This is a genomic window from Pseudoalteromonas sp. 120-MNA-CIBAN-0494 (assembly GCF_040308885.1).
Lineage (GTDB): Bacteria > Pseudomonadota > Gammaproteobacteria > Enterobacterales > Alteromonadaceae > Pseudoalteromonas > Pseudoalteromonas nigrifaciens.
Genome location: NZ_JBEOOE010000002.1, coordinates 161,120 through 187,565, shown reverse-complemented (window position 1 = coordinate 187,565; position 26,446 = coordinate 161,120). Strand labels below are relative to the sequence as shown.

Sequence of the window (26,446 nt, the reverse complement as noted above, 5' to 3'; positions counted from 1 at the left end):
AACCTTCTTAAAGTTCTTGTTCCATTTGCTGTGCACGCGTAATACACGCATCCATGGCATCGGCAACGGTTTGGGTTAAGCCTTTATCTTTTAAATGCTCAACGGCTGCATGCGTAGTACCACCTTTAGATGTTACGTTTGAGCGTAACTGCGAAATGGTTATATCGGGTTGGCTTAGTGCCATTTCGGCAGCGCCAAGTGCTGTTTGTTGTACTAAGCGACGTGCATCTGCATCGTTAAAGCCCAGTGCTTTGGCTTTCTCTTCTATGGCTTCCATAAATAAGAAAAAATAAGCAGGCGATGAGCCTGTAACTGCAATAATATCGTTAATTTGCGATTCTTGCTCAACCCACACTACAATGCCAGTGCATTCAAAAACTTGTTGTACAAATTCGTGCTCGCTTGGCGTTTCGCCAGTGCCATATAAACCGGATACACCACGGCCAAGTAGCGAAGGTGTATTAGGCATACAACGTATCATTTTCACGTCTTGGCCAAGCATTTCGCGCAAACGTTTTACGGTTAAACCAGCTGCTACTGAAATAAACAGTTTATCGCTAAAGTCGACACCCGACTCTTGAAACGATTTACATAAATCGCCCATCATTTGTGGTTTAACAGAAAGTACAATTACGTCAGCATCGCGCAGGGCTTCGTTATTGTCACTGGTGGTTTTCACCTTGAAATCGGCTGCCACTTTGGCCAGCTTTTCTTGGTTACGGTTTGTGGCAATAATATTGTTTGCATTAAACCCATTTTTTACCATGCCACCAATAATGGCGTAGCTCATATTACCTGTGCCTATAAATGCGATTGTTTTATCTGACATATATCTGTTATCACCTTTTAAGTTCGTGTGCCAAAAATGTCTGTGCCGATCCTCACCATGGTTGAGCCTGCACTAATTGCAGCTTCAACATCATTGCTCATCCCCATCGACAAAGTATCTACTTGAGGATATTGGGTCTGTAGTTTATCAAAGCAAGTTTGTAATTGCTTAAAATATTGAGTTTGCGTTGTAATATCATCGCTTTTAGCCGGAATAGCCATTAGTCCGCGTAAAGTTAATTGTTCACATTGGTTAATAAAACTGGCCAGTTCGGCTACTTCATTAAGCTGGCAACCCGACTTAGCCTCTTCATTACTAATATTTACTTGAATAAGTACATTAAGCGCGGCTTTATCGGCTGGTCGTTGGCTGTTTAAGCGTTTCGCTATTTTAATCCGATCAACACTTTGTACCCAAGCAAAATTGGCGGCCACTAATGCGCTTTTATTTGATTGAATAGGGCCAATGAAATGCCAAATGATATCGCTATATGCGTGTAGTTGCGCTATTTTATCTACAGCCTCTTGAACATAAGACTCACCAAATTGGCGTTGGCCATGCTTGTAGGCAGCAATAATATCGGCACTTGGTTTGGTTTTTGATACTGCAAGTAAGGTTATTTCGTTACTATTTCGTTGGGCGTTTTTTGCCGCTACTGCAATTCTAGCGTAGGCGGATGTGAGTCGTTCTGCTATTGTAACCATATATTTATCAGTTAGTTGTGGAGTCATAAATGGATATTACCGAATTATTGGCGTTTAGTGTGCAACACAAAGCATCCGATTTACATTTATCATCAGGGGTTTCACCTATGATACGCGTAGACGGCGATGTGCGGCGTATTAATATACCAGCACTAGGAGACAAAGATGTAAACAACCTAGTTTACGATATTATGAACGATAACCAGCGCAAGGACTACGAACAAAATCTCGAAGTGGATTTTTCATTTGAAGTGCCTAATTTAGCACGTTTTCGTGTTAATGCCTTTAATACTCATCGTGGCCCAGCCGCTGTATTTCGTACGATCCCCAGTGAAGTGCTCACACTAGATGATTTAGGTGCTCCCGATATTTTTAAAACCATTGCCGATAATCCTCGCGGCTTAGTATTAGTAACTGGCCCTACAGGGTCAGGTAAGTCGACAACATTAGCGGCTATGGTTGATTATATAAATCAAACAAAACATCACCATATTCTCACTATTGAAGATCCAATAGAGTTTGTCCACGATAACAAATTAAGTCTGATTAACCAGCGAGAAGTACATCGCGACACACATAGCTTTAAAAATGCGCTACGCAGTGCACTTCGTGAAGATCCAGATGTAATATTAGTTGGTGAATTACGTGATCTGGAAACCATTCGCCTGGCAATGACAGCAGCCGAAACTGGTCACTTAGTATTTGGCACTTTGCACACCACCTCTGCACCTAAAACCATTGACCGTATTATAGATGTATTCCCAGGTGAAGAAAAAGCCATGATCCGCTCTATGCTCTCGGAATCATTACGTGCGGTAATTTCGCAAACCCTGCTTAAAAAAATTGGCGGTGGGCGAGTAGCTGCTCACGAAATTATGCTTGCAGTACCTGCTATTCGTAACTTAATTCGTGAAGATAAAGTGGCGCAAATGTACTCGTCTATTCAAACTGGCGCTTCGCATGGAATGCAAACAATGGATCAATGTTTAACAAACTTAGTTAATCATGGCATTGTTACCAATATTGCAGCGCAAGCTAAAGCGCAAGACAAAACTCAGTTCGGTGGTTAAGGAATACTAATGGCTTTATCTTTAAATAACTTTTTACAAATAATGATAGATAAAAAAGGCTCTGATTTATTTGTTTCAAGCCAACTGCCTATCAGCGCTAAAATTAATGGTGAATTAACCCCGCTTGATGATGAGCCGCTCAGCGATGAGCAATCACTTGAGTTGGTTGAATCGGCAATGAGTGAAAAACAAAAAGCCGAGTTTCATACAACGAAAGAATGCAACTTTGCGATTGCCACTGACGAAGGACGTTTTCGTGTTTCGGCATTTTGGCAGCGCGATAAAGCGGGCATGGTTATTCGTCGTATTGTTACTAAAATACCTGAAATTGGCGAACTTGGGCTGCCGTCTACACTTACCGATGTGATTATGTCGAAACGTGGTTTAGTGCTATTTGTGGGGGGAACCGGTACGGGTAAGTCAACCTCACTTGCTGCACTTATTGGCTATAGAAACCGTAATCAGCGCGGACATATATTAACCATTGAAGACCCGATTGAGTTTGTACACGAACACCGTAAAAGTATTATTACTCAACGCGAAGTAGGGCTAGATACCGAAAGTTTTGAGTCAGCGCTTAAAAGCTCGTTACGCCAAGCACCCGACGTAATATTAATAGGCGAAATACGCTCACAAGAAACCATGGAGTATGCATTAAGCTTTGCAGAAACAGGGCACTTATGTGTGGCTACCTTGCATGCAAACAACGCTAACCAGGCGATAGATCGGATCATGCATTTAGTGCCAAAAGAAAAGCACGATAAGCTTAAGTACGATCTAGCATTAAATTTACGCGCTATTATTGCCCAGCAGCTGATCCCCACATCTGACGGGCAAGGTCGAGTTGCTGCTATTGAAATATTACTTAATTCACCTATGGTTGCAGAGCTAATTAAAAATGGTGATATAGGCGGTATTAAAGAAACCATGGCTAAATCGAAAGAAATGGGTATGCAGACCTTTGATCAGGCCTTATTTGAGCTGTATAAACAGCAACGAATCAATTATGCAGATGCATTGCACCATGCCGATTCGGCGAACGATTTGCGCTTAATGATAAAGCTGCGCAACAATGAGCAGCAAGGGGCGGGCTTTTTACAAGGGGTCACTATTGATGGCCTTGATGATAAAGGCAATATTAGTTAAGTTAAAGAGAAGGCTTTGGGTATCAGCTTAAAAGCTCTGATATTCAAAGCCTAACACCTAATATTTTTACTCACCGTAACTTGTTTCAAAAAAGCTCTCTAAAATAATCACCGCAGACATGTTATCTACTTTGCCTTTGCCTAAGTTTTTATAACCGCCTTGCTCAAACAAGCGCGCTTTAGCATCGGCGGTGGTTAAGCGCTCATCTTGTGTTTCTACCGGTATGGCATAGTGATTGTGTAATCGATTAGCAAACTTTTTAGCTTTAAAAGTTACCTCTTGGGCGGTGCCATCCATATTTAGCGGTAAACCTACCACCATTAAATCGGGTTGCCATTCGTTTACTTGTACTGCTATGTCATCCCAATTAGGAATGCCATCTTGTGCTTTTACAGCTTTAAGGCTCGATGCGCTGCCAGTGAGCTCTTGACCTATAGCAATACCAATACTTTTGGTGCCAAAGTCAAAGCCCATTACAGTACGCTGGCCTTGCGGCTTGAAGTTTTTTTTTGTCATAAGTTTATCTTGTTAAGCATGACCAGCTTCAGGGCTGAGTTGACTTATATCAAAGCCCAGCATAGAAACTGCTTTTTCCCAGCGTTTTTCAACGGGGGTGTCAAAAATAATTTTCGGATCAGCTTTAATTATCAGCCAGCTATTATCCAATAGCTCTTGTTCTAATTGACCTTGCTCCCAGCCAGAGTAGCCCAAAGTAATAATAAATTGTTCAGGTGCTTGTGCTGTGGTTAACGAAGCGAGTACATCTTTAGAGGTGGTGATCATGATATCACTGCTGAGCGTTTGGCTCGCAGAGTAACCATGCTTTGGAGAGTGCAGTACAAAACCACGGTCGGTTTTAACCGGCCCGCCAGCATATACGCTAACTTGCGCTGCTTGCTGAGTTTTGTCGTTATCAATTTCTATTTTATCGAGTAACTCACCTACGGTAATATTAATAGGTTGGTTGATTACCAAGCCCATAGCCCCGTCTTCATTGTGCTCACAAATATAGGTAACAGCACGTTTAAAAAAAGGGTCTTGCATCGACGGCATTGCGATTAAAAAATGATTTTCTAATGACTGCATAGATTTCACCCTTTTTAGTTAATGAATTTTTAGTATGGCACATACCCATGTTTTTAAAACAAAATAAGCACTTTCATACGATTTAAAAATAATGAATACCTTAAACCTTACAATATGAAAGCGCTTTTAATAACGCTAACTTATTTAGCGAGTCGTTTTTCAATTGCGTCAAATAAAATACCCGTAATTGAAATATCGTACGCCGCTTCAATTTCTTTAACACAGGTTGGTGCGGTTACGTTAATTTCGGTTAATTTGTCGCCAATAATATCTAAGCCGACAAAAATTAGGCCTTTTTCTTTAAGTGTTGGTGCCACAGCTTGTGCAATTTTTAAATCGGATTCACTTAAAGGACGTGCTTCGCCGCGTCCACCTACGGCTAAGTTACCGCGTGTTTCTCCGTTTTGTGGAATACGCGCCAAGCAATATGGAATTACTTCGCCATCAACAACCAATACGCGCTTATCGCCTTGAGTGATCTCTGGAACATAATTTTGTACCATGGCAAAGCGACTGCCGTGCTCGGTTAATGTTTCACAAATTACACCAATGTTAGCATCGTCTGCTTTAACTCTAAAAATCGACGCGCCACCCATGCCATCAAGCGGTTTTAAAATAATGTCTTTATGCTGCGCTAAAAACTCACGAATTTGCTTTTGGCTGCGCGTTACTAAAGTGTCGGGCGTGTGTTCGCTAAACCAAGCTGTAAACAGCTTTTCGTTTGCGTCGCGCAGGCTTTGTGGCTTGTTAACTATGAGTGTACCTGCTTGTTCGGCACGCTCTAAAATATACGTTGCGTATATGTATTCGGTATCAAAAGGGGGATCTTTACGCATTAAAATAACGTCTAAATCGCCAAGTGCAATAGTGGTTTTTTGCTCAAGCTGGTACCAATTGTTTGGATCGTCAAAAACCTGTGCTTTTGCAGCTGTAGCATATGCCTGACCTTGGCGTAGTGAAAGATCATCCATTTCCATATAGTAAATTTCATAGCCACGTGCTTGCGCTTGCATCATCATTGCAAAACCAGTGTCTTTTTTAATATTAAATCCGCTAATAGGATCTGAAATAATGCCTAACTTAATTGCCATGCGCTGTGCCTTAATATGAATATTAATATATATATGTGGGTACTTTTAGTTATTTCAATTAGCTAAGTCGCCAAACTGCAGCTGTAATGCACTTAAAACAGTTAATGCTGCTGTTTCGGTGCGTAATACGCGCGGGCCTAAGCGAATATCTACAAAGTTTTGTTGCTTTGTTTGCGCCATTTCCTCATCAGTAAAGCCGCCTTCAGGGCCAACTAAAAAGCGTACGCCATCTTTTGGGACGGTAATTGTTTTGATACTGTGCTCGGCACGTGGATGCAAAGTGAGCTTAATTGCTGCACTTTGCTGTGCAAGCCATTGCTTTAGATCTACCGGCGGATGAACAACAGGTACAAAATTACGCCCAGATTGCTCTGCGGCGGCTATGGCTATTTTTTGCCATTGTTGGTGTTTTTTATCAAGTCGATCGCCCATCAATTTAACGCCGCAACGCTGACTAAAAATAGGGGTGATTTCGGTAATACCCAGTTCCACCGATTTTTGAATGGTAAAATCCATTTTATCGCCACGCGATACGCATTGGCCTAAGTGAATTTTTAAGGGCGACTCTACATCATGAGTATTTAGCTGTTGTGGCATAACCACGACATTTTTTTTAGTCACCTCAATAATTTCACTAAGGTATTCACCGCCTTCACCATTAAAAATAGACACGTGCTCGCCTACTTTCATTCGCAATACTCGGCCAATATGCCCTGCAGCGTCGTCATCTAATGTAACGGGAGTGTTTAAGGCAATACTCGATGCCTGATAAATATGAGGAACTCGCATGTGGTGTCACTTATTGGTTAGTGCATAAAAGTTATATGCCGCTATGGTAAGTAAGCTGTGAGCTAGGTGCAATTATTTATTTTTATTAAATTGCTCATCAGTCTCTATTAGGTTTAGTGACGCTTGTGCTATATCGGTATGGCACGATAAGTGATTTGAATGCCCTGGGTCTGTTACTGGGCTAAACGAAAAGCCATTTTCGTCTTGGCTAACTAAAAAGCGACTTTTGTGTAGTGAGTTATAAATAAAGCGCTGTTTATCATCGCCAAGTAAGTAATCAACACGGTTAAATAATACGCCTTTAATTTTATGATGATCATGCAAGTAGGTAGCGAGCTCTGATACACTAATTTCATTTTCAAAGTCGCAATAGCAGTAATCTTTTATAAGTTCATCAAACATCATTTTTACTAACTGCCGGGTGTGGCTACCAGCTGCTATTAACCCGCTGGGTGATTGGCTCTGAGCATGATTAAAAGAGTACTCAGCAAATGCTCTGCTAAACTCATTATCTATATCAACTAACAGATAATTGGTTACATCAAATAGCATAAGGCCCCATTACACTTAAGCAAAGTGTTCACAAGCTGATTAAATATTATATTTAATCAGCTTGGTGTTAAATTGAAAACATACTAATAAGCAAATAACCTACAGCACAAAAAACCGCAAATTCGATACAAGCAATACCAATATTATCTTGATGATCAATTTCCAGCGAAGTATCGATATTTGGTAACGAAATCTTTTTTATTACATAAGTTAAACTGTAAAGTAGCACCCACATTACACCGCAATGCATCACGAGTGTAAATAAATTTTCGACCATCTTACCATTTTGAAACGCTGCGCTGGACAAACCAGCATACGCGGCCAGCGATAAACCAATTGATTTACCCGCGTAACGAATACCAATAGAGGTATTTTCAAGGCCAAAGTTACTTTGTAGCGATGCGCCTTGGTTAGCTTTGGCAAAGTGGTATTCACGTATTTTACTATCAAAAGCAAACATACCTTGTAGTACAAAAAAACTTACAAAGGCAATGAGTAAACTGCTAAAACCTTGAGTGTGAGTCCAAGTGTAAAGCCCTAAAGTAATAATACAGTTTGCAATTAACATACCTGAGTCGACCAGTGCGGCGCAGACATTTTGTTTTAAAATAGCGGCTTCTTCATTAAAGCGATGCAAAATCCATTTGCGATGAATTAAGTGACCTACTTTAATAAATAAAAATAATAAAACGATTAAAAAGATCACTTTTAATGGGTTCGATTGCGCTGTGCTTATGCTTATTTCATCAAATAAAAATGCTACTGAGGCAATCACCACCGATATTTCTGAGGCAAAACTAATCCCCATTGCAAAGTTATCATGCTGCGCTAACTCATCTTTAAGCGCTTGTTTTGCTTTTAGTTGAGTGGTTATTCTTAAGCTCATTATGATCACGCAAATAACAATAAAACTAATAGCAATCGCAAGTAAACTAGTGTTAGATAATGACAAATATGACATGGTTTTCCTAAGTAGTATTTACCTTAATAGGTTTTTAATCATTCTAGTACGGTTATTGATGATATAAAAGAGAGTATTGATGAGTAACGTAAAGCAACTTCCCATTCAATTACAAAAACTTGGCGAAACACGCTTCGAACAGCTTTATCCACAACAAAAGCAAGAATTAGCGCTGGTACGGTTATTAGCCTTGAGTGACTTTGCATGGCGCTGTTTAACATCGCAACCTGAGCTAAAAAACTGGTTATTATGTAACACCGAAATTAAAAATAGGGTGATTGCAGCTCCTTTTATTGACTTAGACCTAAATAATATTGATGAGCGCGATTGCCATAAATTACTGCGGCAATACCGAGAAAAGTACTGGCTTAAAGTGGCTTTTTTAGATTTATGTTGCGACAACCCAATTGCCGATAGTATCAAGTATGTAAGCCAATTAGCAGATAACCTAATAGAAAGTGCAAATCAGTGGGCTTATACACAGGTGGCAAAAACCAATGGTGAGCCTTTAAATGAACAAGGTCAGCCATTGCCTTTAATGGTGTTAGGAATGGGTAAGCTTGGCGGACAAGAGCTAAATTACTCATCAGATATAGATCTTATTTTTGCCTATCCTCGCAATATTAAAACCCAAGGCGGGCGTCGCTCGCTCGAAGCCCAAGTGTTTTATACCAAAGTGGCGCAAAAGTTAATAACCGCACTTAATCAAGTGACCGTTGACGGCCAAGTATTTAGAGTAGATATGCGACTGCGACCTTTTGGTGAAAGTGGCCCGTTAGTTATGAGCTTTAATGCAATTGAAGATTATTACCAAGAGCAAGGCCGTGATTGGGAACGTTATGCCATGTTAAAAGGGCGCTTAATTGGCACGCCTAACATTTATTTTAGCGAGTTTAACCAGCTATTAAAGCCGTTTGTATATAGACGCTATATTGACTTTTCGGTGATTGAGTCGCTGCGAAAAATGAAGTTGATGATTGCTCAAGAAGTACGTCGTAAGCGCCTAACCAACAATATAAAACTAGGCGCAGGCGGAATACGAGAAGTTGAATTTATTGTACAAGCACTACAAATGGTACGTGGTGGGCGAGAGGCTAATTTGCAAACTCAATCATTATTACACGCCCTTAAAGAGCTTAGCTTAAGCCAAGTAATTGATGAGCTTGAAGCAAAAGATCTGCAAAAAAACTACTTATACCTGCGTAAAGTAGAGCAGTACCTACAAATATTTGATGACCAACAAACGCAAACCCTCCCGGATGAGGAGCTAAATCAGCAACGTTTAAACTATTTACTCAATCAGCCCGACTTTAGCGCTACGTTAAGCTATTTAGAGCATGTAATGGGGCAAATTCATAATGAGTTTAATCATGTAATAGGGGAGGAAACCGAGCCGCTAGATACTTGCGAAGGCGCATTTATTAGTACTTGGGATCATGGTGATGTGAGTTTTTTAAATGATCCCAGGGAAGATTGGCAAACACCACTACACGACTTTAAACAACGTATATCTAAAGCAAAAGTGGGTAATCGAGGGCGTAATATTCTTGATAAATTAATGCCGGTTTTACTCAAACAAATGAACGACTTTAATGCCACTGCCGAAACATTTAATGTTATTTGCCAAATACTCAATAAAATAATTTCGCGTACCGCCTATTTAGAGCTGTTATACGAAAACCCAGGTGCCTTAAAGCAGTTAGTATTATTGTGTTGTTATAGTAAATGGATAGGTGAGCATATTTCGCTTTACCCTATTTTGCTTGATGAGCTAATAGACCCCGCAGTACTTTATAAGCCAACACCTTTAAGCGCCTATAAAGACGAAATTAGGCAATATTTTTTACGTATTGAGCCCGACGACTTAGAAATGCAAATGGAGGCGTTACGACAGTTTAAACAAACGCATCAGTTACGAATTGCCGCTGCCGATGCCACCGATGTTATGGATGTAATGAAGGTGAGCGATCATTTAACGGCACTGGCGGAGGCTATTGTCGATCAGGCCGTTAATATTGCATGGCACAATTGTGTAAAACGCTTTGGTATGCCACCTAGTACTAACGACGAAAGCAAAGGTTTTGCGGTTATTGCCTATGGTAAAACCGGTGGCTTTGAAGTGGGTTATGACTCTGATTTAGATTTAGTCTTTGTACATAACCACGATGGCAGCAGCCAAACTAATGGTGTAAAGCCAATAGATTCAAGGCAATTTTATTTAAAATTGGCGCAACGTTTAATGCATTTATTTAATACCCGAACCGCTTCGGGGATTTTATATGAGCTTGATACACGACTACGCCCTGAAGGCGCATCGGGGTTGCTGGCAATTAACCTAGAGAGCTTTAATCATTACCAACAAACACAGGCATGGACGTGGGAGCATCAAGCGCTAGTGCGAGCTAGGCTGATTTTAGGGCAAGCTGAATTTGTTGAGCGTTTTGCGCAAATTCGTAAAAATATACTGTGTCAGCCGCGCGATAAAAAAGTGCTCAAAGACGATGTAATAAAAATGCGTGAAAAAATGCGTGAACATTTAGCAACAGGAAATGAGCAGCAATTTGATTTAAAGCAAGATGTTGGCGCAATGACAGATATTGAATTTATTACTCAGTACTTAGTGCTAAATTATGCGCAACAATTTGAAGAGCTATGTGTGTATTCCGATAACGTCAGAATTTTAACTGATGCTGCAAAGCTTGGCTGCATTACCAAGGCGCAAAAGCAGCAATTAATTCAGGCGTATATTAATTACCGTTCGCGCTATCATGTGTTGAGTTTAGATCAGCAAGGGCGCCGCGCAGAGCGTGCACAATTTAGTGATGACATTAAAAATGTAACTGCAATCTGGCAAACTGTGTTTGAATTAAGTTAACTTGAACTTTGGTTAAGCGCGCGTCACTTTGATACTCAGATGAGTATCAAAGTGCTAATTATTAAGTTCAAGTTTTAAGTTGTAAGCAGTTAGTGCGAACAAATTCAGAAGGTAGTTCAGTAATTACGGCCGCGCGCTGTTTATGACATAAGTAAGTGTATACTTCGTTTTCAAAGTCGTCGTTAATTGCACGCCCTACTTGATACAAGGTAGAAGTGAAATTGCTATCGACTCTAAAATGATCTTTAACGACGTAATCTTTACTTAAATACCAATATAACTCTATGCCTTCATTACTGGCATATTGCGATAACGCCTTTTTTAGTGTTGACCCGTTTTCAAAGCGTCGAGGCTCAATTTTACCTGTCCAGGTTTTTGGAATCGGTTCAATAATACGCATGCGCTCAGCTAAAACACGCTCAAGAGTTTGTTCTGGCTTTTTAAGCTGCAATACAAACTTACCTTGCTCGTCGCTCACTTTATTACGAATTGAAGAGTAAAACCGACTTAATCCTTGCGCCGCTGCATTGTTTGATTCTTTAAAATCAAATACTGGACCATCACCTAATAAAAAGTAGACTGCGAGAATTATTAGCCCCGCAGCCAGTGATAAATGTTTAATCCAGAACCACATAGTTGGTACTCATTTTTATTTTTATTATCTATTGTTATACCATTACTTTTAATAAAAAGAAGTGCTATTTTCATCGGGGCGTGTTTTAAAACGGCGGTGTAGCCACATATATTGCTCAGGAGCGGCATTAATTGCTTGCTCTATGCGTTGGTTAACACGAGTGACATCGGCTCTGTTGTCGCCACTGGGGAAGTTTTCAAGTTCAGGTAATACCTCTAAGTGGTATTTACCGTGTTCGTCGCGACGGCTAACTAAACTAACTGTTTCACAGTGTTTACTGGCTGCAAACATTAGCGTTCCTGTGGTTGTTGCTGTGTCTGGTACGGCAAAAAATGGCACAAATTCACAATGCTTACGACCATAATCTTGATCAGGTAAGTAGTAACATATTTTTTTGTTTTTAAGCGCTTTTAATAAACCTTTTACGTCTTTTCGGCCAATTAAATATTCGTTAGAGCGCAAGCGACCATTGGTAGTAAAGTATTCCATAAGCGGATTGTTGTGCGGGCGATAAAAACCTAAGCCTTGGTATTTTAATCCCATTACACGGCTCGCCATTTCAAGATGCAAAATATGCGGAACTAGCATTAACACGCCTTTGCCCGACGCTTGAATGCGCTCAAAGTGCTCAAGCCCTTTAATTGAGCCGTAAGCTTTTTGTACTCGCCACTTTGGCCACCACCATGCCATACCAGTTTCGACCATAGCCATTCCGGTATTTTCCATGTTTTTTAATACTAATGCTTGCTGGTCTGCTTCGCTCATATCTGGGAAGCAGTGTTTTATATTTACCTCAGCAATATGGCGGCGTCGTTTCATATATTTATGCACTAATCGGCCAAGCTGCTTGCCCATTGCTAGTTGTAGCTTTTGTGGTAGCCACGAAATTAAATATAAAAAGAAAACACCCACCCAAGTTAACCAGTAACGAGGACCCAAAAAAGATATTTTAAAAGGAGATGAGGTAACCACAAAAAATTCTCTAATAATAAAAACGCTAGTTTAACGCTAAGCGCTATAAAACACAAAAAGCCAGCAAAATGCTGGCTTTTTAGTTACTAGACTAAGCTGTGTTAAATTGCGTTTAAACCTTTATTAATCGCCATTAAGTCAGCATTTGTCAGTGTTCCTGTTGCTTGCTTTAAACGCAGCGTAGATACCACGTAGCGATAGCGAACATTGGCAAGGTTACGTTTTGCATTGTACAAATTTTGTGTGCTAACAAGTACATCAACAATAGTACGAGTACCTACTTCAAAACCTGCTTCAGTTGCTTTAAGTGCACTTTCGGCAGATATAACCGCTTGCTCTAGCGCTCTAAAGGTCGCTATATCTGAAACCACCTGATTATAAGAAGTAATAACTGTGCGTGTAACTGCGCGATAGTTAGTTTCGTAATCTTGGCTTGCAGCGACGTAAAATGCACGTGCTTGATTAGTTGCAGCAACCGTGGCACCACCTGAGTAAAGAGGCACACTAAAGTTAATACCTATAGTGGTCGAATCGGCACGAGGTTGGTTATCAAAACTTGCACCGTTTATGTCGCGATTGGTTAAAGAATCACCGTAACGCGCATCAAGTGTTAATTTTGGGTAGTGGCCTGCTTTCGCTAGCTCAATTTGATCTTTAGCTATATCAACTGTGACTTTTGCTACTTGTAAATTTAAGTTTTTTTCTTCAGCCACTTTAACTAAGTCGCTAGAGGGTTTATTTGGCTTTACAGTTGAAAATGTTTCGGTATTTAAAACGTCAAGTTTTGCGTGGTACTTACCTGTTATTTCGCGCAGTAGTTCACGTGCTGTTTCTACGGCATTACCGGCAACAATTTCTTGTGCTACTGAGTTATCAAACTGAGCTTGAGCTTCGTGTACGTCGGTAATAGCAGTTAGGCCTACCGCGTAGCGTTGCTTTGTTTGCTCTAATTGGCGTTCAATAGCGCGCTTTTCAGCTTTAACAAATTCAAGGCTATCGATAGCACTTAATACATTAAAGTAACCATCGGCAACACGTACTATTAAATCTTGCTTGGCAAAATCGTACTGTGCACTGGCTTGTAGAGCTTGTTTATCAGCAATACCTAGGTTATTCCATGCGCCTAAATCAAACAGTGTTTGGCTTAAGCTAACACCACGAGTGAATTGGTCAGTATCGCTTTCTACTTTAACTTGATTTGATAAATCGCCAACACTTTGAAAAGAGGTAGAGTCACTTTTTTCGTAGCCTAAGCTTAAACCTATTTGAGGTAATAATGCGCTCATCGCACGATCACTTTGATAAGATTGTGCATCCGCTTGGGCTTTTGCCTTTAACACGGTAGGATCGTTTGCTGTCGCAATTTCAAAAACTTGCAGTAAATCTTCAGCGTGAGCAGCTGTAGCGCCAATTGCGCATGATAAACTAACCAGCGCCGCAAGGATGTTCTTTTTCATGTGTGGTTCGGTCCTTAGACAAATTTTATACTATTGGGCATGTTAACCTGTTTTGGCTCATAACTAAAAAAAAAATGAGTAAAACAATGTTTGTAAGTGTAACAGAATATATTAATCCACTTTAGTTTATTAAAATAAGTAAGAGGTAGTTATATGACCAATAAAAAGTTGATCGAATTTACTCACCAAGATGTGAGATTAAAACCTATTACTAACCTTTACGATGGTTTTTTTAAAATTAACTTATATCAATTTGAACATGCATTATTTGCCGGTGGCGAGTCGCAACTCATTAGCCGTGAAATTTTAGAACGCGGCGATGCTATTGCCGTGCTGCCTTACGACCCTGTAACCGATACAGTGTTATTAATAGAGCAAATACGCATTGGTGCAATAAAAAGCAAACATTCGCCATGGCTGTTAGAATGTATTGCAGGTATGACCGATGGCAGTGAGGATTATGCAGCGGTAGTAAAAAAAGAAGCCTATGAAGAAGCCGGACTTAATTTAACCGAGCTCGAGTTTATGCTTTCGTATCTTTCAAGCCCCGGCGGCACTACTGAGCGGTTACATTTATATTTAGCCCGCGCCGATTTAAGCCAAGTAAACAGCGGAGTTTACGGTTTAGAAACGGAAGGGGAGGATATTAAAACCCATATATTAACACTAGATGATGCACTGGCACGGCTTAATAGTGGGGAAATAGACAATGCTGCAACGGTTATTTGTTTGCAATGGTTAGCGCTCAATCGTGATGGTATGATCAACAAGTGGGCATAAATTTTATACATAAATAGTAATTTATAAATTGTAATGGCGGTACTTTGACAGCACTTTTAGCAACCCAAAGATATATTCAAAACCTTCCAAAGTATTTAACACTTTGCGAGCATAATTACGTGCGGCTTTTAAAGTTATTACCAAGCGAGCAAACTAAACAAAGTATTCGCGAGGTAAAGTTGGGTAACAGTGAGTTTGCTGTAAAAATAGATGACATGGCTAAATACACTATGGATGTGTCCATTAAACAGCTATCAGGAATGGTAAAAGGCATTACCCCATTATACTTAACCGTTAGGCTTTATAATGATGCGAAAGTGGCCGAAATTATTCATCACGACTATCATCAGCGCATAAAACCTTCTTACGGTTACCCTAATCCTAAAATGCATCAAAAAGATGAAAAATATCAGCTTAACGCCTTTTTATATGATTGGCTGGTGGCGTGTGTTGAGCATGGCCAAGCCACGCTAAATTGGGATGTAAATAATGGCTTGGTTTGATGATACTTATACTTTTAATAAGCCATCTTTACGTATTGCTCATGTTACAGATTGCCATTTATTTGCCGATAGAAATGCTGAGTACTTTGGGGTAAATACAGCCACATATTTTCAACAAGCGCTTGAACATATGGCGTTACAACAACTAGATGCAGTGGTATTTGGCGGTGATTTAACACAAGATCATAGTGTGGAATCTTACTTATTATTTAGTGAGCTTATAAGCAACAGTACACTTACTTGCCCAGTATTTTGGCTACCAGGTAATCATGACGAAATTGCCTTGCTTGAGCAAATCAGTGGTGGACAAATAAAAGCGGCAAAACGCTTAGTGGCTAATAACCTAACTAATAGCCTAACTAATAACGCAAGCACTGATATTGAGCTATTACTTATTAACTCCAAAGGGCTCACTCCAGCCGGTTGGGTGACAAGTGAGCATTTAAATGAAATATCCGATTGTTTAGCGCAGCCAGTTAGTAAGCAACTGGTATTTTGCCATCATAATCCGTTGCCAATAAACGGTTATTTAGATAAACATATGCTTGAAAATGGCCCACAACTATTAAATACTTTGGTTAATAATGGCAATGTTGCTGCGCTTATTCATGGTCATGTGCATAATGATTATACGCAATGTTTTAGAGAGCTTGATATTTACGCTACGCCGGCAAGCTCAGTGCAATTTACTAAGCACAGTAAAGCGTGGCAACAGCAAAATAATGGCCCAGCTTATAGAATGCTTTATATAAACTCATCGCAAGGGCAAGTGCATATAAATACGGACGTGATATGGTTAAGCGCGTAATTTATATTCACGGTTTTAATAGTTCTGAAAAATCATATAAAGCTGTGCGCTTTGGTGAGCTTATGGCACACTATGATGTTGACTATTATGTACCACGTTTAAACCACGAACCTCTGCAAGCTATTATCGAGTTAGAGCAGTTAATCACACCTAATACCGCGTTATTAGGTAGTTCATTAGGCGGTTTTTTTGCCACCTATTTATCGCAGCGTTATCATATTCCTGCGGTGGTTATTAACCCAGCGGTAGCACCGGGCAATTTATTACAGCCTTTACTTGGGGCAAATTATAATCCGTATCAAGATTATAATTATGAACTAAATAACCGTCATATAGATGCTTTAAAAGTATTAACATTGAGCGAGTTAAAGCACCCTGAGTTGTTGTACTTGTTGCAACAAACGGGTGATGAAGTGTTAAATTTTCAACACGCAGTAAATTATTATTCACACTGTAAGCAATTAATAGAATTTGGTGGTGATCACAGCTTTATTGGCTTTGAGCGCACTATTGCAAGCATTGTCGATTTTCTTAAATTAAATAAAACTAGTTAGCGCATATAAAGATAAAAATTATGAGTCAGCAAAATTATAACGCCGAAGCTATTGAAGTACTCAATGGGTTAGATCCGGTAAAACGCCGCCCCGGTATGTATACAGATACCTCGCGGCCAAATCATTTAGGCCAAGAAGTTATCGATAATAGTGTCGATGAAGCAATGGCCGGCCATGCCACTCGAATAGATGTGATCTTACACGAAGATAACTCGCTCGAAGTGAGTGACGATGGCCGTGGTATGCCTATTGATATTCACCCAGAGGAAGGTATTCCCGGGGTTGAGCTAATATTTACCAAACTGCATGCTGGTGGTAAGTTTTCTAACAAAAACTATCAGTTTTCGGGTGGTTTACACGGCGTTGGTATTTCGGTTGTAAATGCGCTATCAACCCGCGTAGAAGTGACCGTTAGACGAGATGCCCAGCAATACAGAATGGCATTTGAAAATGGCGAAAAAGTTGAAGACTTAAGCGTAATTGGCGTGGTGGGTAAGCGCAATACCGGTACCACAGTACGTTTTTGGCCAGACGTTAGTTACTTTGATTCGCCTAACTATTCAATCACTAAACTAAATCACTTATTAAAAGCTAAAGCCGTGTTATGCCCAGGCTTACGCATTAAGTTTGTTAATAAGCAAACTAAAGAAACCCAAGAATGGTTTTACGAAACGGGTTTAAAAGATTACTTAATTGAAGCCATTAAAGGCTACGAAACATTACCAGATGTGCCCTTTGTAGGTGAGTTTTCAAGCTCAATTGAAGGTGCTGACTGGGCATTGATTTGGCTACCTGAAGGGGGCGAGTCAATAGCTGAAAGTTACGTAAATTTAATACCTACCGCACAAGGCGGTACTCATGTAAACGGTTTACGCCAAGGTTTACTTGAGGCAATGCGTGAGTTTTGTGAGTTTAGAAATTTATTACCACGAGGTGTAAAACTCACCCCAGATGATATTTGGGAGCGTTGTAGTTATGTGCTTTCAGTTAAAATGCAAGATCCGCAGTTTGCCGGTCAAACTAAAGAAAAGTTATCGTCGCGCTCATGTGCGGCATTTGTATCGGGCGTAGTAAAAGACTCCTTTAGTTTATGGCTAAACGAGCATACCGATATTGCAGAGCAACTCTCTGAATTGTGTATTTCTAATGCGCAGCGACGTTTACGTGCTGCTAAAAAAGTGATCCGTAAACGCGTAACCGCAGGGCCTGCACTTCCGGGCAAATTAACCGATTGTAGTGCCGCAGATAACGATCGCACCGAGCTATTTTTAGTGGAAGGTGACTCGGCAGGTGGCTCGGCTAAGCAAGCGCGAGATCGTGAGTTTCAAGCAATAATGCCGCTGCGTGGTAAAATATTAAATACCTGGGAAGTTGATTCGGGGCAAATATTAGCATCGCAAGAGGTGCACGATATTTCGGTGGCATTAGGTATAGACCCAGATTCAGACGATTTAACAGCGCTGCGCTATAATAAAATATGTATATTAGCCGATGCTGACTCGGATGGGTTACACATAGCTACCCTATTGTGCGCCTTATTTGTGCGCCACTTTAAGCCACTAGTAAAAGCAGGGCATGTGTATGTTGCTATGCCACCACTTTTTAGAATCGATATTGGTAAAGATGTTTATTACGCACTAGATGAAGACGAAAAAACCGGTATTTTAGCGCGCATTGAAGCTGAGAAAAAACGCGGTAAAGTAAACGTACAGCGATTTAAAGGCTTGGGTGAAATGAACCCGTTGCAACTGCGTGAAACTACTATGGATCCAAATACCCGGCGTTTAGTGCAACTCACCTTGGATGAAGAAGAATTAACCATGGAAATGATGGATATGTTACTGGCTAAAAAGCGCTCTGCAGATAGGCGTCAATGGCTAGAGGATCACGGTAACAAGGCACAAGTTTAATTAGCGTCTGCGTTTAAAAAACAAGGAGAATATATGAATACGGTACTAAAAATAGTGCTATTACTAGGTTTAACTAGCAATACCGTAATGGCTAAAAATATATTAGATAAACTCACGGTAGCCCCGGGGTTTGAGCTTAGCTTATTTGCCAGTGATGTTGAAAATGCACGGCAAGTTGTAGTATCAAAAAAAGGCATAGTATATGTTGGCTCGCGCAAAGCAGGCAATGTATATGCACTTATTGATCATAACAGCGATGGCGTAGCAGATAAAAAAATGCTGGTTGCAGAAGGCTTAAATATGCCTTCAGGTTTAGCAATGAAAGATGGCGATTTATATGTTGGTGAAGTACACCGCATCATTCGTTTTAAAAATATTGATACGCAACTAAAAAACCCACAGTTTGAGGTGCTTTACGATGCGCTGCCATCAGAGCGACATCATGGTTGGAAATTTTTACGCTTTGCCCCAACTGGCGAGCTAATAATTCCGGTTGGTGTACCTTGTAATATTTGCGCTGAAGACGAGCGTTTTGGCCGTATTTTTGCGTTAAACGTAGAAACCAAGCAAATTACTACACTGGCGCAAGGCGTACGTAACTCAGTAGGGTTTGACTTTCACCCTAGCACACAAGCGTTATGGTTTAGCGACAATGGTCGCGACATGATGGGGGATGACATTCCGCCAGATGAGTTAAATAGAGTCACTAAAGAGGGCGAGCATTTTGGTTTTCCGTATGTTCACGCAGGCGCGATTATTGACCCTGAATTTGGAAAAGGTAAAAAAATTGCCGACTATACTTCACCTGCACTAGCCTTACCGGCGCATGTAGCGCCTTTGGGTATTCATTTTTATAACGGTAAGCAATTTCCAGCAAGCTATAAGCAGCAGTTATTTGTTGCTGAACATGGCTCGTGGAACCGTTCTAAAAAGTCAGGTTATAAAGTGGCATTAGCGAGCATTGAGCAAGGCCGTGTAACTAAATATACGCCATTTATTACAGGCTTTATGCAAGACGAAACAACATATGGACGCCCTGTTGCATTTGCAGAATTAGGTGACGGCAGTCTATTGGTAAGCGATGATTACGCCAATGTGATCTACCGTGTAAGCTATAAGAAAAACTAGGTAAGCTTTAATGAGTGATACAGATACCTTGCTAATGCAAGGAATTGAGCAACAAACAATGGGTCGTTTTACCGAAGACGCCTACTTAAACTATTCTATGTACGTAATTATGGATAGGGCATTACCCCATGTGGGCGATGGCTTAAAACCAGTACAGCGACGTATTATTTATGCTATGAGCGAGCTGGGGTTATCGGCTAATGCCAAGTATAAAAAATCAGCCCGTACCGTAGGTGACGTACTAGGTAAATACCATCCCCATGGTGATAGTGCCTGTTATGAAGCCATGGTATTAATGGCGCAGCCGTTTTCTTATCGTTATCCATTGGTTGACGGGCAAGGAAACTGGGGCGCGGCCGACGATCCTAAATCGTTTGCGGCAATGCGTTATACCGAAGCACGTTTATCTAAGTTCTCTGAAATACTCCTCAAAGAGCTAGGCCAAGGGACGGTAGATTGGACGCCAAACTTTGACGGCACCATGGATGAGCCTGTGGTACTGCCATCGCGTTTACCGCATATATTACTCAATGGTATAACGGGTATTGCAGTTGGTATGGCAACCGATATTCCGCCTCATAATGTGCGTGAAGTAGCCAGTGCCTGTTGCTTATTACTTGATAAACCAAAAACTGAGCTTGAAGAATTACTTACTTTAGTACATGCGCCAGATTACCCTACAGACGCAGAAATAATTACCCCAAAAGCCGATATTCACAAAATATATAAAACTGGGCGTGGTTCAATCAAAATGCGTGCTGTTTATACACAAGAACAGGGTGATATAGTTATTACCGCACTGCCACATCAGTGCTCTGGTGGTAAAGTACTGGAGCAAATTGCAGCGCAAATGAACGCTAAAAAGCTGCCAATGGTAGCCGATTTACGCGATGAGTCAGATCACGAAAACCCGACTCGAATCGTCATTATTCCGCGTTCAAATCGCATTAAAGCTGAGCCGTTAATGGCGCACTTATTTGCCACCACAGATCTAGAAAAAAGCTATCGTGTAAACTTAAATATGCTTGGCCTAGATGGGCGTCCGCAAGTTAAAAATTTACTGACTATTTTAACCGAGTGGTTAGTGTTTAGACGCGAAACAGTACGTCGACGTCTACAATATCGTTTAGATAAAGTGTTAGCGCGTTTACATATTTTAGAAGGCTTATTAGCAGCCTTTTTAAATATTGACGAAGTGATTGAAATTATTCGCAGCGAAGATAAACCAAAGCCAGTATTAATGGAGCGCTTTGATTTAACAGACATACAAGCAGAAGCTATTTTAGAGCTAAAACTTCGTCATTTAGCTAAGTTAGAAGAATTTAAAATACGTGGTGAGCAAGATGAACTCGCTAAAGAGCGTGATAAATTGCAGCAAACGCTAGGCTCAGATCGTCGTATGTCAACGTTGCTTAAAAAAGAAATTCAAGAAGCGGCTGAAATATATGGCGACGACCGTCGCTCGCCAGTTGTTGAACGCCTAGAAGCAAAAGCGTTAAATGAAAAAGATTTAATCCCATCAGAGTCGGTCACTGTGGTGCTTTCAGACAAGGGCTGGGCACGCGTTGGCAAAGGACATGATTTAGATGTGCAAGGGTTAAGTTATCGAGCCGGTGATGCTTATAGAGCCTCAGCTCGGGGTAAGAGTAACCAGCCCGCCGTGTTTTTAGATTCAGCAGGACGAGCGTTTGCAACCGATGCGCATAGCCTGCCCTCAGCACGTAGCCAAGGTGAGCCCATGACAGGGCGTTTTAACCTTAGTGCAGGCGCTAACTTTGAGCATGTAGTAATGGGTGAAGATAACCAAGTATTACTTATGGCATCAGACGCAGGTTATGGCTTTATTACTGACTTTAAAGACTTAGTGAGTAAAAACAAAAACGGCAAAGCATTGGTGAGCGTACCTAAAGGCGGTTTATTACTGTCGCCAATTAGGGTTAACGAGGTCGCTAGTGATTATTGTATGGCCATTTCCAACGAAGGGCGGATGTTGTTATTTCCGCTGCGCGACTTACCAAAACTAGGTAAAGGTAAAGGTAATAAAATAATTTCTATTCCGGGGGCTAAAGTACAAGCCCGCGAAGAGTTTGTAAAAGTATTAGCAGTAGTGCCTGAGGGCAGTAGTGTAACGCTGCATGCAGGTAAGCGAAAACTAACGCTTAAACCAAGTGATTTAGAGCATTATTATGGCGAGCGAGGGCGTAGGGGTAATAAACTACCACGAGGCCTACAAAGAGTAGACGAAGCTGTTGTAGAGTTTAGCCCGCAAAACGACGAGCCAATTGAAAATGCTATTGATGAGTAGCGATTAATTCACATTCGCTCATATTAAACGGCTTGCTTATGCAGGCCATTTTTTTGTTATAAATTTAGTTTGTTATAAAATTGAGCGTACACTTGTGCGCTATTTTCTCGTGTAGATCATAAAATAACGTTATAATAGCCGCTGGCTTAACGCGATTATATTTGGAGACGCTCTGTTGCTTGCTGTTATACGTATTTTTATTATGCTGTTGTTTATATTATTAAGTTGTATTTTTGGGTTACTGTTATCAATAGTGAGGCCATTTCATCCTAATAATGTGCATATTATAGCGAGCTGGTTTGGCTCAGTAGCAAAAATGCTGGGCGTTAAAGTTGTACGAAAGTACCATCCGGATAGCGTAAATCTTGGTCCTGCGGTTTATGTGGCAAATCATCAAAATAGTTATGACTTATTTACTATTCCTGCAATGGTGCCTAAAAACTGCGTGAGCGTAGGTAAAAAAAGCTTAAAGTGGGTGCCATTTTTTGGTCAGTTGTATTGGCTTTCGGGGAATATTTTAATTGATCGTACAAACCGCTCAAAAGCTGCGGGAACTATTTCTAAAGCCGCTGAAAAAATAAAGAAAAATGGCTTATCAGTATGGATGTTTGCAGAAGGTACACGCAGTTACGGACGCGGTTTATTACCTTTAAAAACAGGCGCATTTCATACCGCTTTAAGTGCGCAAGTACCCATAGTGCCCGTATGTATGAGCACAACGCATAAAACCATTAAACTAAATCGTTGGGATAATGGTACAATTTATATTGAAATGTTAGCCCCCATATCGCTTGATAAAAACATCAGCGCGCGCGAGCACGCTAAAAGTGTGCACAGTATTATGGCTGCTAAAATAACTGAATTAGATGCTCAAGTGAGAGAAAATTAATGGAAAACTGGCGTGAAATAAGTGAAGACATCGTATCTTCATTACTCGAAGATGGTTCAGACCCTGAAATACTTTACGAAGTAGAACATCACTTTGTATGTGAAGACTTCCCTAAGTTAGAGCAGGCCGCATTAGCCGCTTTTAAATTAGGCTACGATGTAGAAGAGCCAGCAGAGCTTGAGCTTGAAGACGGTGCAAAAATTTGGAGTTTTGACATAGTTGTAGAGTCAGAGCTTGATGTTGACGTAATAATGGAAGACGTTGATAAGCTGGCAGCACTTGCTGTTGAATGCGAAGTAGAATACGACGGTTGGGGCACTTACTTTCAAGAGTAATTAGCTGACTGTTATAAAAAAGGCGAACATTGTAAAATGTTCGCCTTTTTTATATTGGTATAATCTCTACAAACTGTATTAGATCGTTAGTGAGCTATATTTTTACCGTGCTAACTTGGATGGCGGACTTTCCGATTATTCTATTCGTGTTTTTACCTGTTCGTTGATGAATAGCTACAAAGTATTCTATAGGGTACTTTATTTTAGAAAGCTGCTCTTCAGAAGGAGAGTGCGCCTTATCTAATATGGTTGGCCATACTATAGACTTTTTGCCTTTGGCTTTATTCAACTCACAAGGTGATTTTTTACCATTCGACATTGAGATTGTTGTGCCATCTAAAGCTAAAAACTGTACAGAACAATTATATAAATTGTTCGTATCTACGTATTCAGATATTTCATAATCAAAAGATATTTCTAGCTTATGCTGCCTTTCATTTAAATTATGAGTTTCGTTAATTTTAAGCTTTGATATTACAGCTTCACTAACGTCAAAGTCTGAATAATTTGTTGACGCACAGCCTGCTAAAGCTAATAAAGCAATTGAAATTCCGAGTTTTCTCATTATTTTTCCTTAAAATATAAAGCAACCAGATGTTGCAGTTTAGTGTTTTAAATATTCACGTTTAATCAGTATTAAGTTATATCAACAAGTGCCTTTAATTCTGGGTTTATTTTAACCTTAACCGGAATTTTAGTCGGGTTAGTTATGGAAGGCTTATATTGTTGTATTGGCATTTTATCTAATATTTTTTGTGTCATCCAATCATTAGGTATGGAGTCAATTAACTCTCTACTAACCAAAGTTCCGTTAGAATCAATAGTAATAAAAAAAGATGCTTTACCCATTCCTTTAGGTATCCACTTTGGACGCCCAGGTAAGAAAACTACCTTAGATGTTTTAGCAACCCAATATTGGTTCAAATCAGCTACATCAATCACTACAATATCGTTATTAAAGGTTGGCTCTTTAACCGAGCTACAACCTAATAAAGTCATAGACGCAAAAATAAACCACAGTACTAATTTGGTCACACAATAACTCCTAAAGCGGTCACTTGCTTAAAGGCATTATAGAGAAAGACTAGGAGGCAATACTATCAGAGCTTCCTAGTTATTATTTCCTATATTAGTAACAAATAGTTAAGAGTTTTGCTAGTTTATTGTAATTAAATTGTTGCTTTATTTTGGTGTAGTTTGTTTTTAGGAGAATATAGAGGGTTTTATATTTGAATTTTTTTGCGTGTTTAGAGCCGCATCAGATTTTTATTGCATAAAAACCTGATGCGGCTCACCTTAAATTACCTAGCGTATTTATAAGCTATCTTTGCTTATTGCTTTACCCGTAGCGCGTTACTTCCACTAAATAATTAATTTATATTGTTACAGCCATTTTTTATTTTTAAAGTACACGCCAATACTGCCGGTAAGTACAACTAAAAACACGACGAATAAAGTGAACGCATAAGGGCTTTCTGTGCCAGGTATGCCGCCTACGTTTACGCCTAATAAGCCGGTTAAAAAGCCCAGTGGCAAAAATAATGCAGCCACCACCGACATAACATACATACGCTGATTTAGCTGCTCAGATACTTGGTTAGTGACTGTTTGTTGAATAATTTGCGCCCGATCTATTGAGCTGTCTAATTCTTCAAGGTAACGAGTTAGTAAATTAGTGGTTTCATTAAGCTTAGCTTTATCCTCATCGAAGAGCCATGAATAGTGATGATTAACCATGCTAATAAGCGCTTCTTTTTGTGGCTTTAAATAGCGTTTTAAAGCAATAGTTTGCCGACGTAATTGCGACAAACCTTGATTATCAAACTTTTTGCTTGGCTCATCTATTTCTTCTTCAAATTCATCTAGGGTTTCATCTAAAGCATCAATAACACTTTCCATACGGGAAGTGAGTTTTTGGGTGATAGTGCAGACGAGTTCAGAAATACTGCGCGGACCGGTATTGTTACTAAATGAAGCTAAAATATCTTGAATAGATAGTAAGCGACGCTTTCGGGTAGTAATAACAATATCATCGTTAATAAAAAGGCGAATTGAAACCATGTCTTCAGGGCTTTGTGCCGGATTTAAATTAATACCGCGTAAAAATAACATATGGCCGTTTGTAGCAGAGGTGATACGTGGACGAGTTTCGTCTGCAGTTAGCGACTCTAATTCGTAGTCGGTTAAAAATTCACAGCCTTTTAGCCAAGTGACAACGTCAGCTTGGCTATAATCCATGTGCACCCAAAGCTTGCCTTGCTCTGGTTGCCAATTATGTAGTTCGGCGCTGTTTTCTATAGTGCGCGCACCGCCTTGCTCATCAAGTACAAGGGCGTGAAGTAAGCCATTAATCATAATAATTTCTCATAGATGGTGTGTTTTTAATACCGTTTACTATAGTGTATTTACTTTAGTAAATTAAACTTATCTTTCTTTTTTAAGAAGTTAAATTTATTTAGCGCTTCGAACAAGGGGGTTTTTGGCCCTTAAAGTTGACTAGTTTGTTACGCTTATATTGTTAAACTAGTCGGCTATAAAGATCAATCAAATCAATTTGTCGACTTGATAAATTTATTTTGTTGGTGTTTTTTTTCCGGTAGCGTATAAGACACTTTTTTATTAAGGGCACATTTATGACAGCAAAGATTACCGTTGGTTGGCGTGAGTGGTTGAGTTTACCAGAGCTAGGCATCGAGAAAGTAAAAGCAAAAATTGATACCGGTGCCCGCACCTCATGTATTCATGCACTTAATATAGAAGAGTATGAAGTTGATGGCGAAAAGTGGGTTAAATTTATTACCCAGCCATTGCAAGAAGATGAAGAAACACAAGTTGTTTGCAATGCAAAAGTTAAAAAGAAGAAGCACGTAACCAGCTCTGGCGGGCAAAAAGAGTTACGTTACTTTATAGAAACAACATTGCATGCGGGTAAATATAGCTGGCCTATAGAAATTACCTTAACTAGCCGCGCAACAATGAAGTTTAGAATGTTACTCGGGCGTACAGCCATGGAAAATCGTATAGTCGTTGACCCGGCTTTATCTCATTTATTATAAGGATGTATTAAC

General features: G+C 40.1%; 27 protein-coding genes. 13 read left to right on the top strand and 14 right to left on the bottom strand.

From position 1 onward, the window contains the following. Positions 1-7: 7 nt before the first annotated feature. On the bottom strand, positions 8-829 hold the full coding sequence (gene proC, locus AAEY55_RS02610) for a pyrroline-5-carboxylate reductase (protein ID WP_197181801.1): 822 nt from the start codon (positions 827-829) through the stop codon (positions 8-10). 17 nt (positions 830-846) lie between these two features. Then, positions 847-1,560, bottom strand: a complete 714-nt coding sequence (locus tag AAEY55_RS02605) for a YggS family pyridoxal phosphate-dependent enzyme (protein WP_011329252.1) — start codon at positions 1,558-1,560, stop codon at positions 847-849. Positions 1,561-1,562: 2 nt separating this feature from the next. Between AAEY55_RS02605 and AAEY55_RS02600 the strand changes: the two genes are divergently transcribed. Together AAEY55_RS02600 and AAEY55_RS02595 are read left to right on the top strand one after the other, a co-directional pair. Continuing rightward, positions 1,563-2,603, top strand: coding sequence for a type IV pilus twitching motility protein PilT (locus AAEY55_RS02600; protein ID WP_041454575.1), 1,041 nt, complete (start codon positions 1,563-1,565; stop codon positions 2,601-2,603). Positions 2,604-2,612: 9 nt separating this feature from the next. Further along, on the top strand, positions 2,613-3,749 hold the full coding sequence (locus AAEY55_RS02595; protein WP_011329250.1) for a PilT/PilU family type 4a pilus ATPase: 1,137 nt from the start codon (positions 2,613-2,615) through the stop codon (positions 3,747-3,749). A gap of 66 nt (positions 3,750-3,815) precedes the next feature. On the opposite strand, the gene ruvX is transcribed toward AAEY55_RS02595, so the two are convergent. The 6 genes from ruvX to AAEY55_RS02565 form a co-directional block, all read right to left on the bottom strand. After that, positions 3,816-4,265 (bottom strand): Holliday junction resolvase RuvX, encoded by a 450-nt coding sequence (gene ruvX, locus AAEY55_RS02590; protein WP_011329249.1) that lies wholly within the window; start codon positions 4,263-4,265, stop codon positions 3,816-3,818. A 12-nt stretch (positions 4,266-4,277) separates the two neighbouring features. After that, positions 4,278-4,835 (bottom strand): YqgE/AlgH family protein, encoded by a 558-nt coding sequence (locus tag AAEY55_RS02585; RefSeq protein WP_058374183.1) that lies wholly within the window; start codon positions 4,833-4,835, stop codon positions 4,278-4,280. A 140-nt stretch (positions 4,836-4,975) separates the two neighbouring features. Then, positions 4,976-5,926 (bottom strand): glutathione synthase, encoded by a 951-nt coding sequence (gene gshB, locus AAEY55_RS02580; RefSeq protein WP_089368758.1) that lies wholly within the window; start codon positions 5,924-5,926, stop codon positions 4,976-4,978. A 54-nt stretch (positions 5,927-5,980) separates the two neighbouring features. Continuing rightward, the gene (rsmE, locus tag AAEY55_RS02575) at positions 5,981-6,715 is read right to left on the bottom strand and encodes a 16S rRNA (uracil(1498)-N(3))-methyltransferase (protein ID WP_011329246.1); all 735 of its coding nucleotides are present in this window, start codon (positions 6,713-6,715) and stop codon (positions 5,981-5,983) included. Between the two features lie 72 nt (positions 6,716-6,787). Then, positions 6,788-7,267: a hypothetical protein gene (locus AAEY55_RS02570; protein ID WP_089368757.1), complete on the bottom strand. Its 480-nt coding sequence runs from the start codon at positions 7,265-7,267 to the stop codon at positions 6,788-6,790. A 67-nt stretch (positions 7,268-7,334) separates the two neighbouring features. After that, positions 7,335-8,228: a hypothetical protein gene (locus tag AAEY55_RS02565; protein WP_011329244.1), complete on the bottom strand. Its 894-nt coding sequence runs from the start codon at positions 8,226-8,228 to the stop codon at positions 7,335-7,337. A 79-nt stretch (positions 8,229-8,307) separates the two neighbouring features. Here AAEY55_RS02565 and glnE point away from each other — a divergent pair, with 79 nt between their 5' ends. Next, the gene (gene glnE, locus AAEY55_RS02560) at positions 8,308-11,103 is read left to right on the top strand and encodes a bifunctional [glutamate--ammonia ligase]-adenylyl-L-tyrosine phosphorylase/[glutamate--ammonia-ligase] adenylyltransferase (RefSeq protein ID WP_011329243.1); all 2,796 of its coding nucleotides are present in this window, start codon (positions 8,308-8,310) and stop codon (positions 11,101-11,103) included. A gap of 67 nt (positions 11,104-11,170) precedes the next feature. Here glnE and AAEY55_RS02555 read toward each other — a convergent pair whose 3' ends face one another. From AAEY55_RS02555 to tolC, 3 genes are all read right to left on the bottom strand, one after another. Continuing rightward, positions 11,171-11,737 (bottom strand): toxin co-regulated pilus biosynthesis Q family protein, encoded by a 567-nt coding sequence (locus AAEY55_RS02555; protein ID WP_179806956.1) that lies wholly within the window; start codon positions 11,735-11,737, stop codon positions 11,171-11,173. A gap of 48 nt (positions 11,738-11,785) precedes the next feature. Continuing rightward, positions 11,786-12,709: an LpxL/LpxP family Kdo(2)-lipid IV(A) lauroyl/palmitoleoyl acyltransferase gene (lpxL, locus tag AAEY55_RS02550; protein ID WP_193038449.1), complete on the bottom strand. Its 924-nt coding sequence runs from the start codon at positions 12,707-12,709 to the stop codon at positions 11,786-11,788. 101 nt (positions 12,710-12,810) lie between these two features. Then, positions 12,811-14,166, bottom strand: a complete 1,356-nt coding sequence (tolC, locus tag AAEY55_RS02545) for an outer membrane channel protein TolC (protein ID WP_011329240.1) — start codon at positions 14,164-14,166, stop codon at positions 12,811-12,813. A gap of 153 nt (positions 14,167-14,319) precedes the next feature. Here tolC and AAEY55_RS02540 point away from each other — a divergent pair, with 153 nt between their 5' ends. The 9 genes from AAEY55_RS02540 (at position 14,320) to rraB (ending at position 23,378) form a co-directional block, all read left to right on the top strand. Beyond that, positions 14,320-14,946 carry an NUDIX domain-containing protein gene (locus AAEY55_RS02540; protein WP_011329239.1) on the top strand — a complete coding sequence of 209 codons (627 nt, stop codon included), beginning with the start codon at positions 14,320-14,322 and terminating at the stop codon, positions 14,944-14,946. 44 nt (positions 14,947-14,990) lie between these two features. Continuing rightward, entirely contained in the window at positions 14,991-15,449 is a 459-nt protein-coding gene (locus tag AAEY55_RS02535; protein ID WP_058374175.1) for a DUF1249 domain-containing protein, read from the top strand. Then, positions 15,436-16,257: a metallophosphoesterase gene (locus AAEY55_RS02530; RefSeq protein WP_086995201.1), complete on the top strand. Its 822-nt coding sequence runs from the start codon at positions 15,436-15,438 to the stop codon at positions 16,255-16,257. The genes AAEY55_RS02535 and AAEY55_RS02530 overlap by 14 nt, the downstream gene beginning before the upstream one ends. Further along, on the top strand, positions 16,242-16,811 hold the full coding sequence (locus tag AAEY55_RS02525; protein WP_011329236.1) for a YqiA/YcfP family alpha/beta fold hydrolase: 570 nt from the start codon (positions 16,242-16,244) through the stop codon (positions 16,809-16,811). Before AAEY55_RS02530 ends, AAEY55_RS02525 begins: the two co-directional genes overlap by 16 nt. A 20-nt stretch (positions 16,812-16,831) precedes the next feature. Beyond that, complete coding sequence (gene parE, locus AAEY55_RS02520; RefSeq protein ID WP_011329235.1) at positions 16,832-18,721, top strand: DNA topoisomerase IV subunit B; 1,890 nt, start codon at positions 16,832-16,834, stop codon at positions 18,719-18,721. A gap of 33 nt (positions 18,722-18,754) precedes the next feature. Next, on the top strand, positions 18,755-19,849 hold the full coding sequence (locus AAEY55_RS02515; RefSeq protein ID WP_011329234.1) for a sorbosone dehydrogenase family protein: 1,095 nt from the start codon (positions 18,755-18,757) through the stop codon (positions 19,847-19,849). Between the two features lie 10 nt (positions 19,850-19,859). Continuing rightward, positions 19,860-22,154, top strand: a complete 2,295-nt coding sequence (gene parC, locus AAEY55_RS02510) for a DNA topoisomerase IV subunit A (protein ID WP_011329233.1) — start codon at positions 19,860-19,862, stop codon at positions 22,152-22,154. Positions 22,155-22,329: 175 nt separating this feature from the next. Next, positions 22,330-23,043: a 1-acylglycerol-3-phosphate O-acyltransferase gene (locus AAEY55_RS02505; RefSeq protein WP_011329232.1), complete on the top strand. Its 714-nt coding sequence runs from the start codon at positions 22,330-22,332 to the stop codon at positions 23,041-23,043. After that, complete coding sequence (rraB, locus tag AAEY55_RS02500) at positions 23,043-23,378, top strand: ribonuclease E inhibitor RraB (protein ID WP_011329231.1); 336 nt, start codon at positions 23,043-23,045, stop codon at positions 23,376-23,378. Before AAEY55_RS02505 ends, rraB begins: the two co-directional genes overlap by 1 nt. 94 nt (positions 23,379-23,472) lie before the next feature. On the opposite strand, the gene AAEY55_RS02495 is transcribed toward rraB, so the two are convergent. From AAEY55_RS02495 to AAEY55_RS02485, 3 genes are all read right to left on the bottom strand, one after another. Further along, positions 23,473-23,943, bottom strand: a complete 471-nt coding sequence (locus AAEY55_RS02495; RefSeq protein ID WP_089368752.1) for a hypothetical protein — start codon at positions 23,941-23,943, stop codon at positions 23,473-23,475. A gap of 71 nt (positions 23,944-24,014) precedes the next feature. Continuing rightward, complete coding sequence (locus AAEY55_RS02490) at positions 24,015-24,413, bottom strand: hypothetical protein (RefSeq protein ID WP_089368751.1); 399 nt, start codon at positions 24,411-24,413, stop codon at positions 24,015-24,017. Positions 24,414-24,761: 348 nt separating this feature from the next. Then, the gene (locus AAEY55_RS02485; protein WP_089368750.1) at positions 24,762-25,733 is read right to left on the bottom strand and encodes a zinc transporter ZntB; all 972 of its coding nucleotides are present in this window, start codon (positions 25,731-25,733) and stop codon (positions 24,762-24,764) included. 278 nt (positions 25,734-26,011) lie between these two features. Here AAEY55_RS02485 and AAEY55_RS02480 point away from each other — a divergent pair, with 278 nt between their 5' ends. Continuing rightward, the gene (locus tag AAEY55_RS02480; protein WP_086995212.1) at positions 26,012-26,434 is read left to right on the top strand and encodes an ATP-dependent zinc protease; all 423 of its coding nucleotides are present in this window, start codon (positions 26,012-26,014) and stop codon (positions 26,432-26,434) included. The last annotated feature ends 12 nt before the right edge of the window (positions 26,435-26,446 follow it).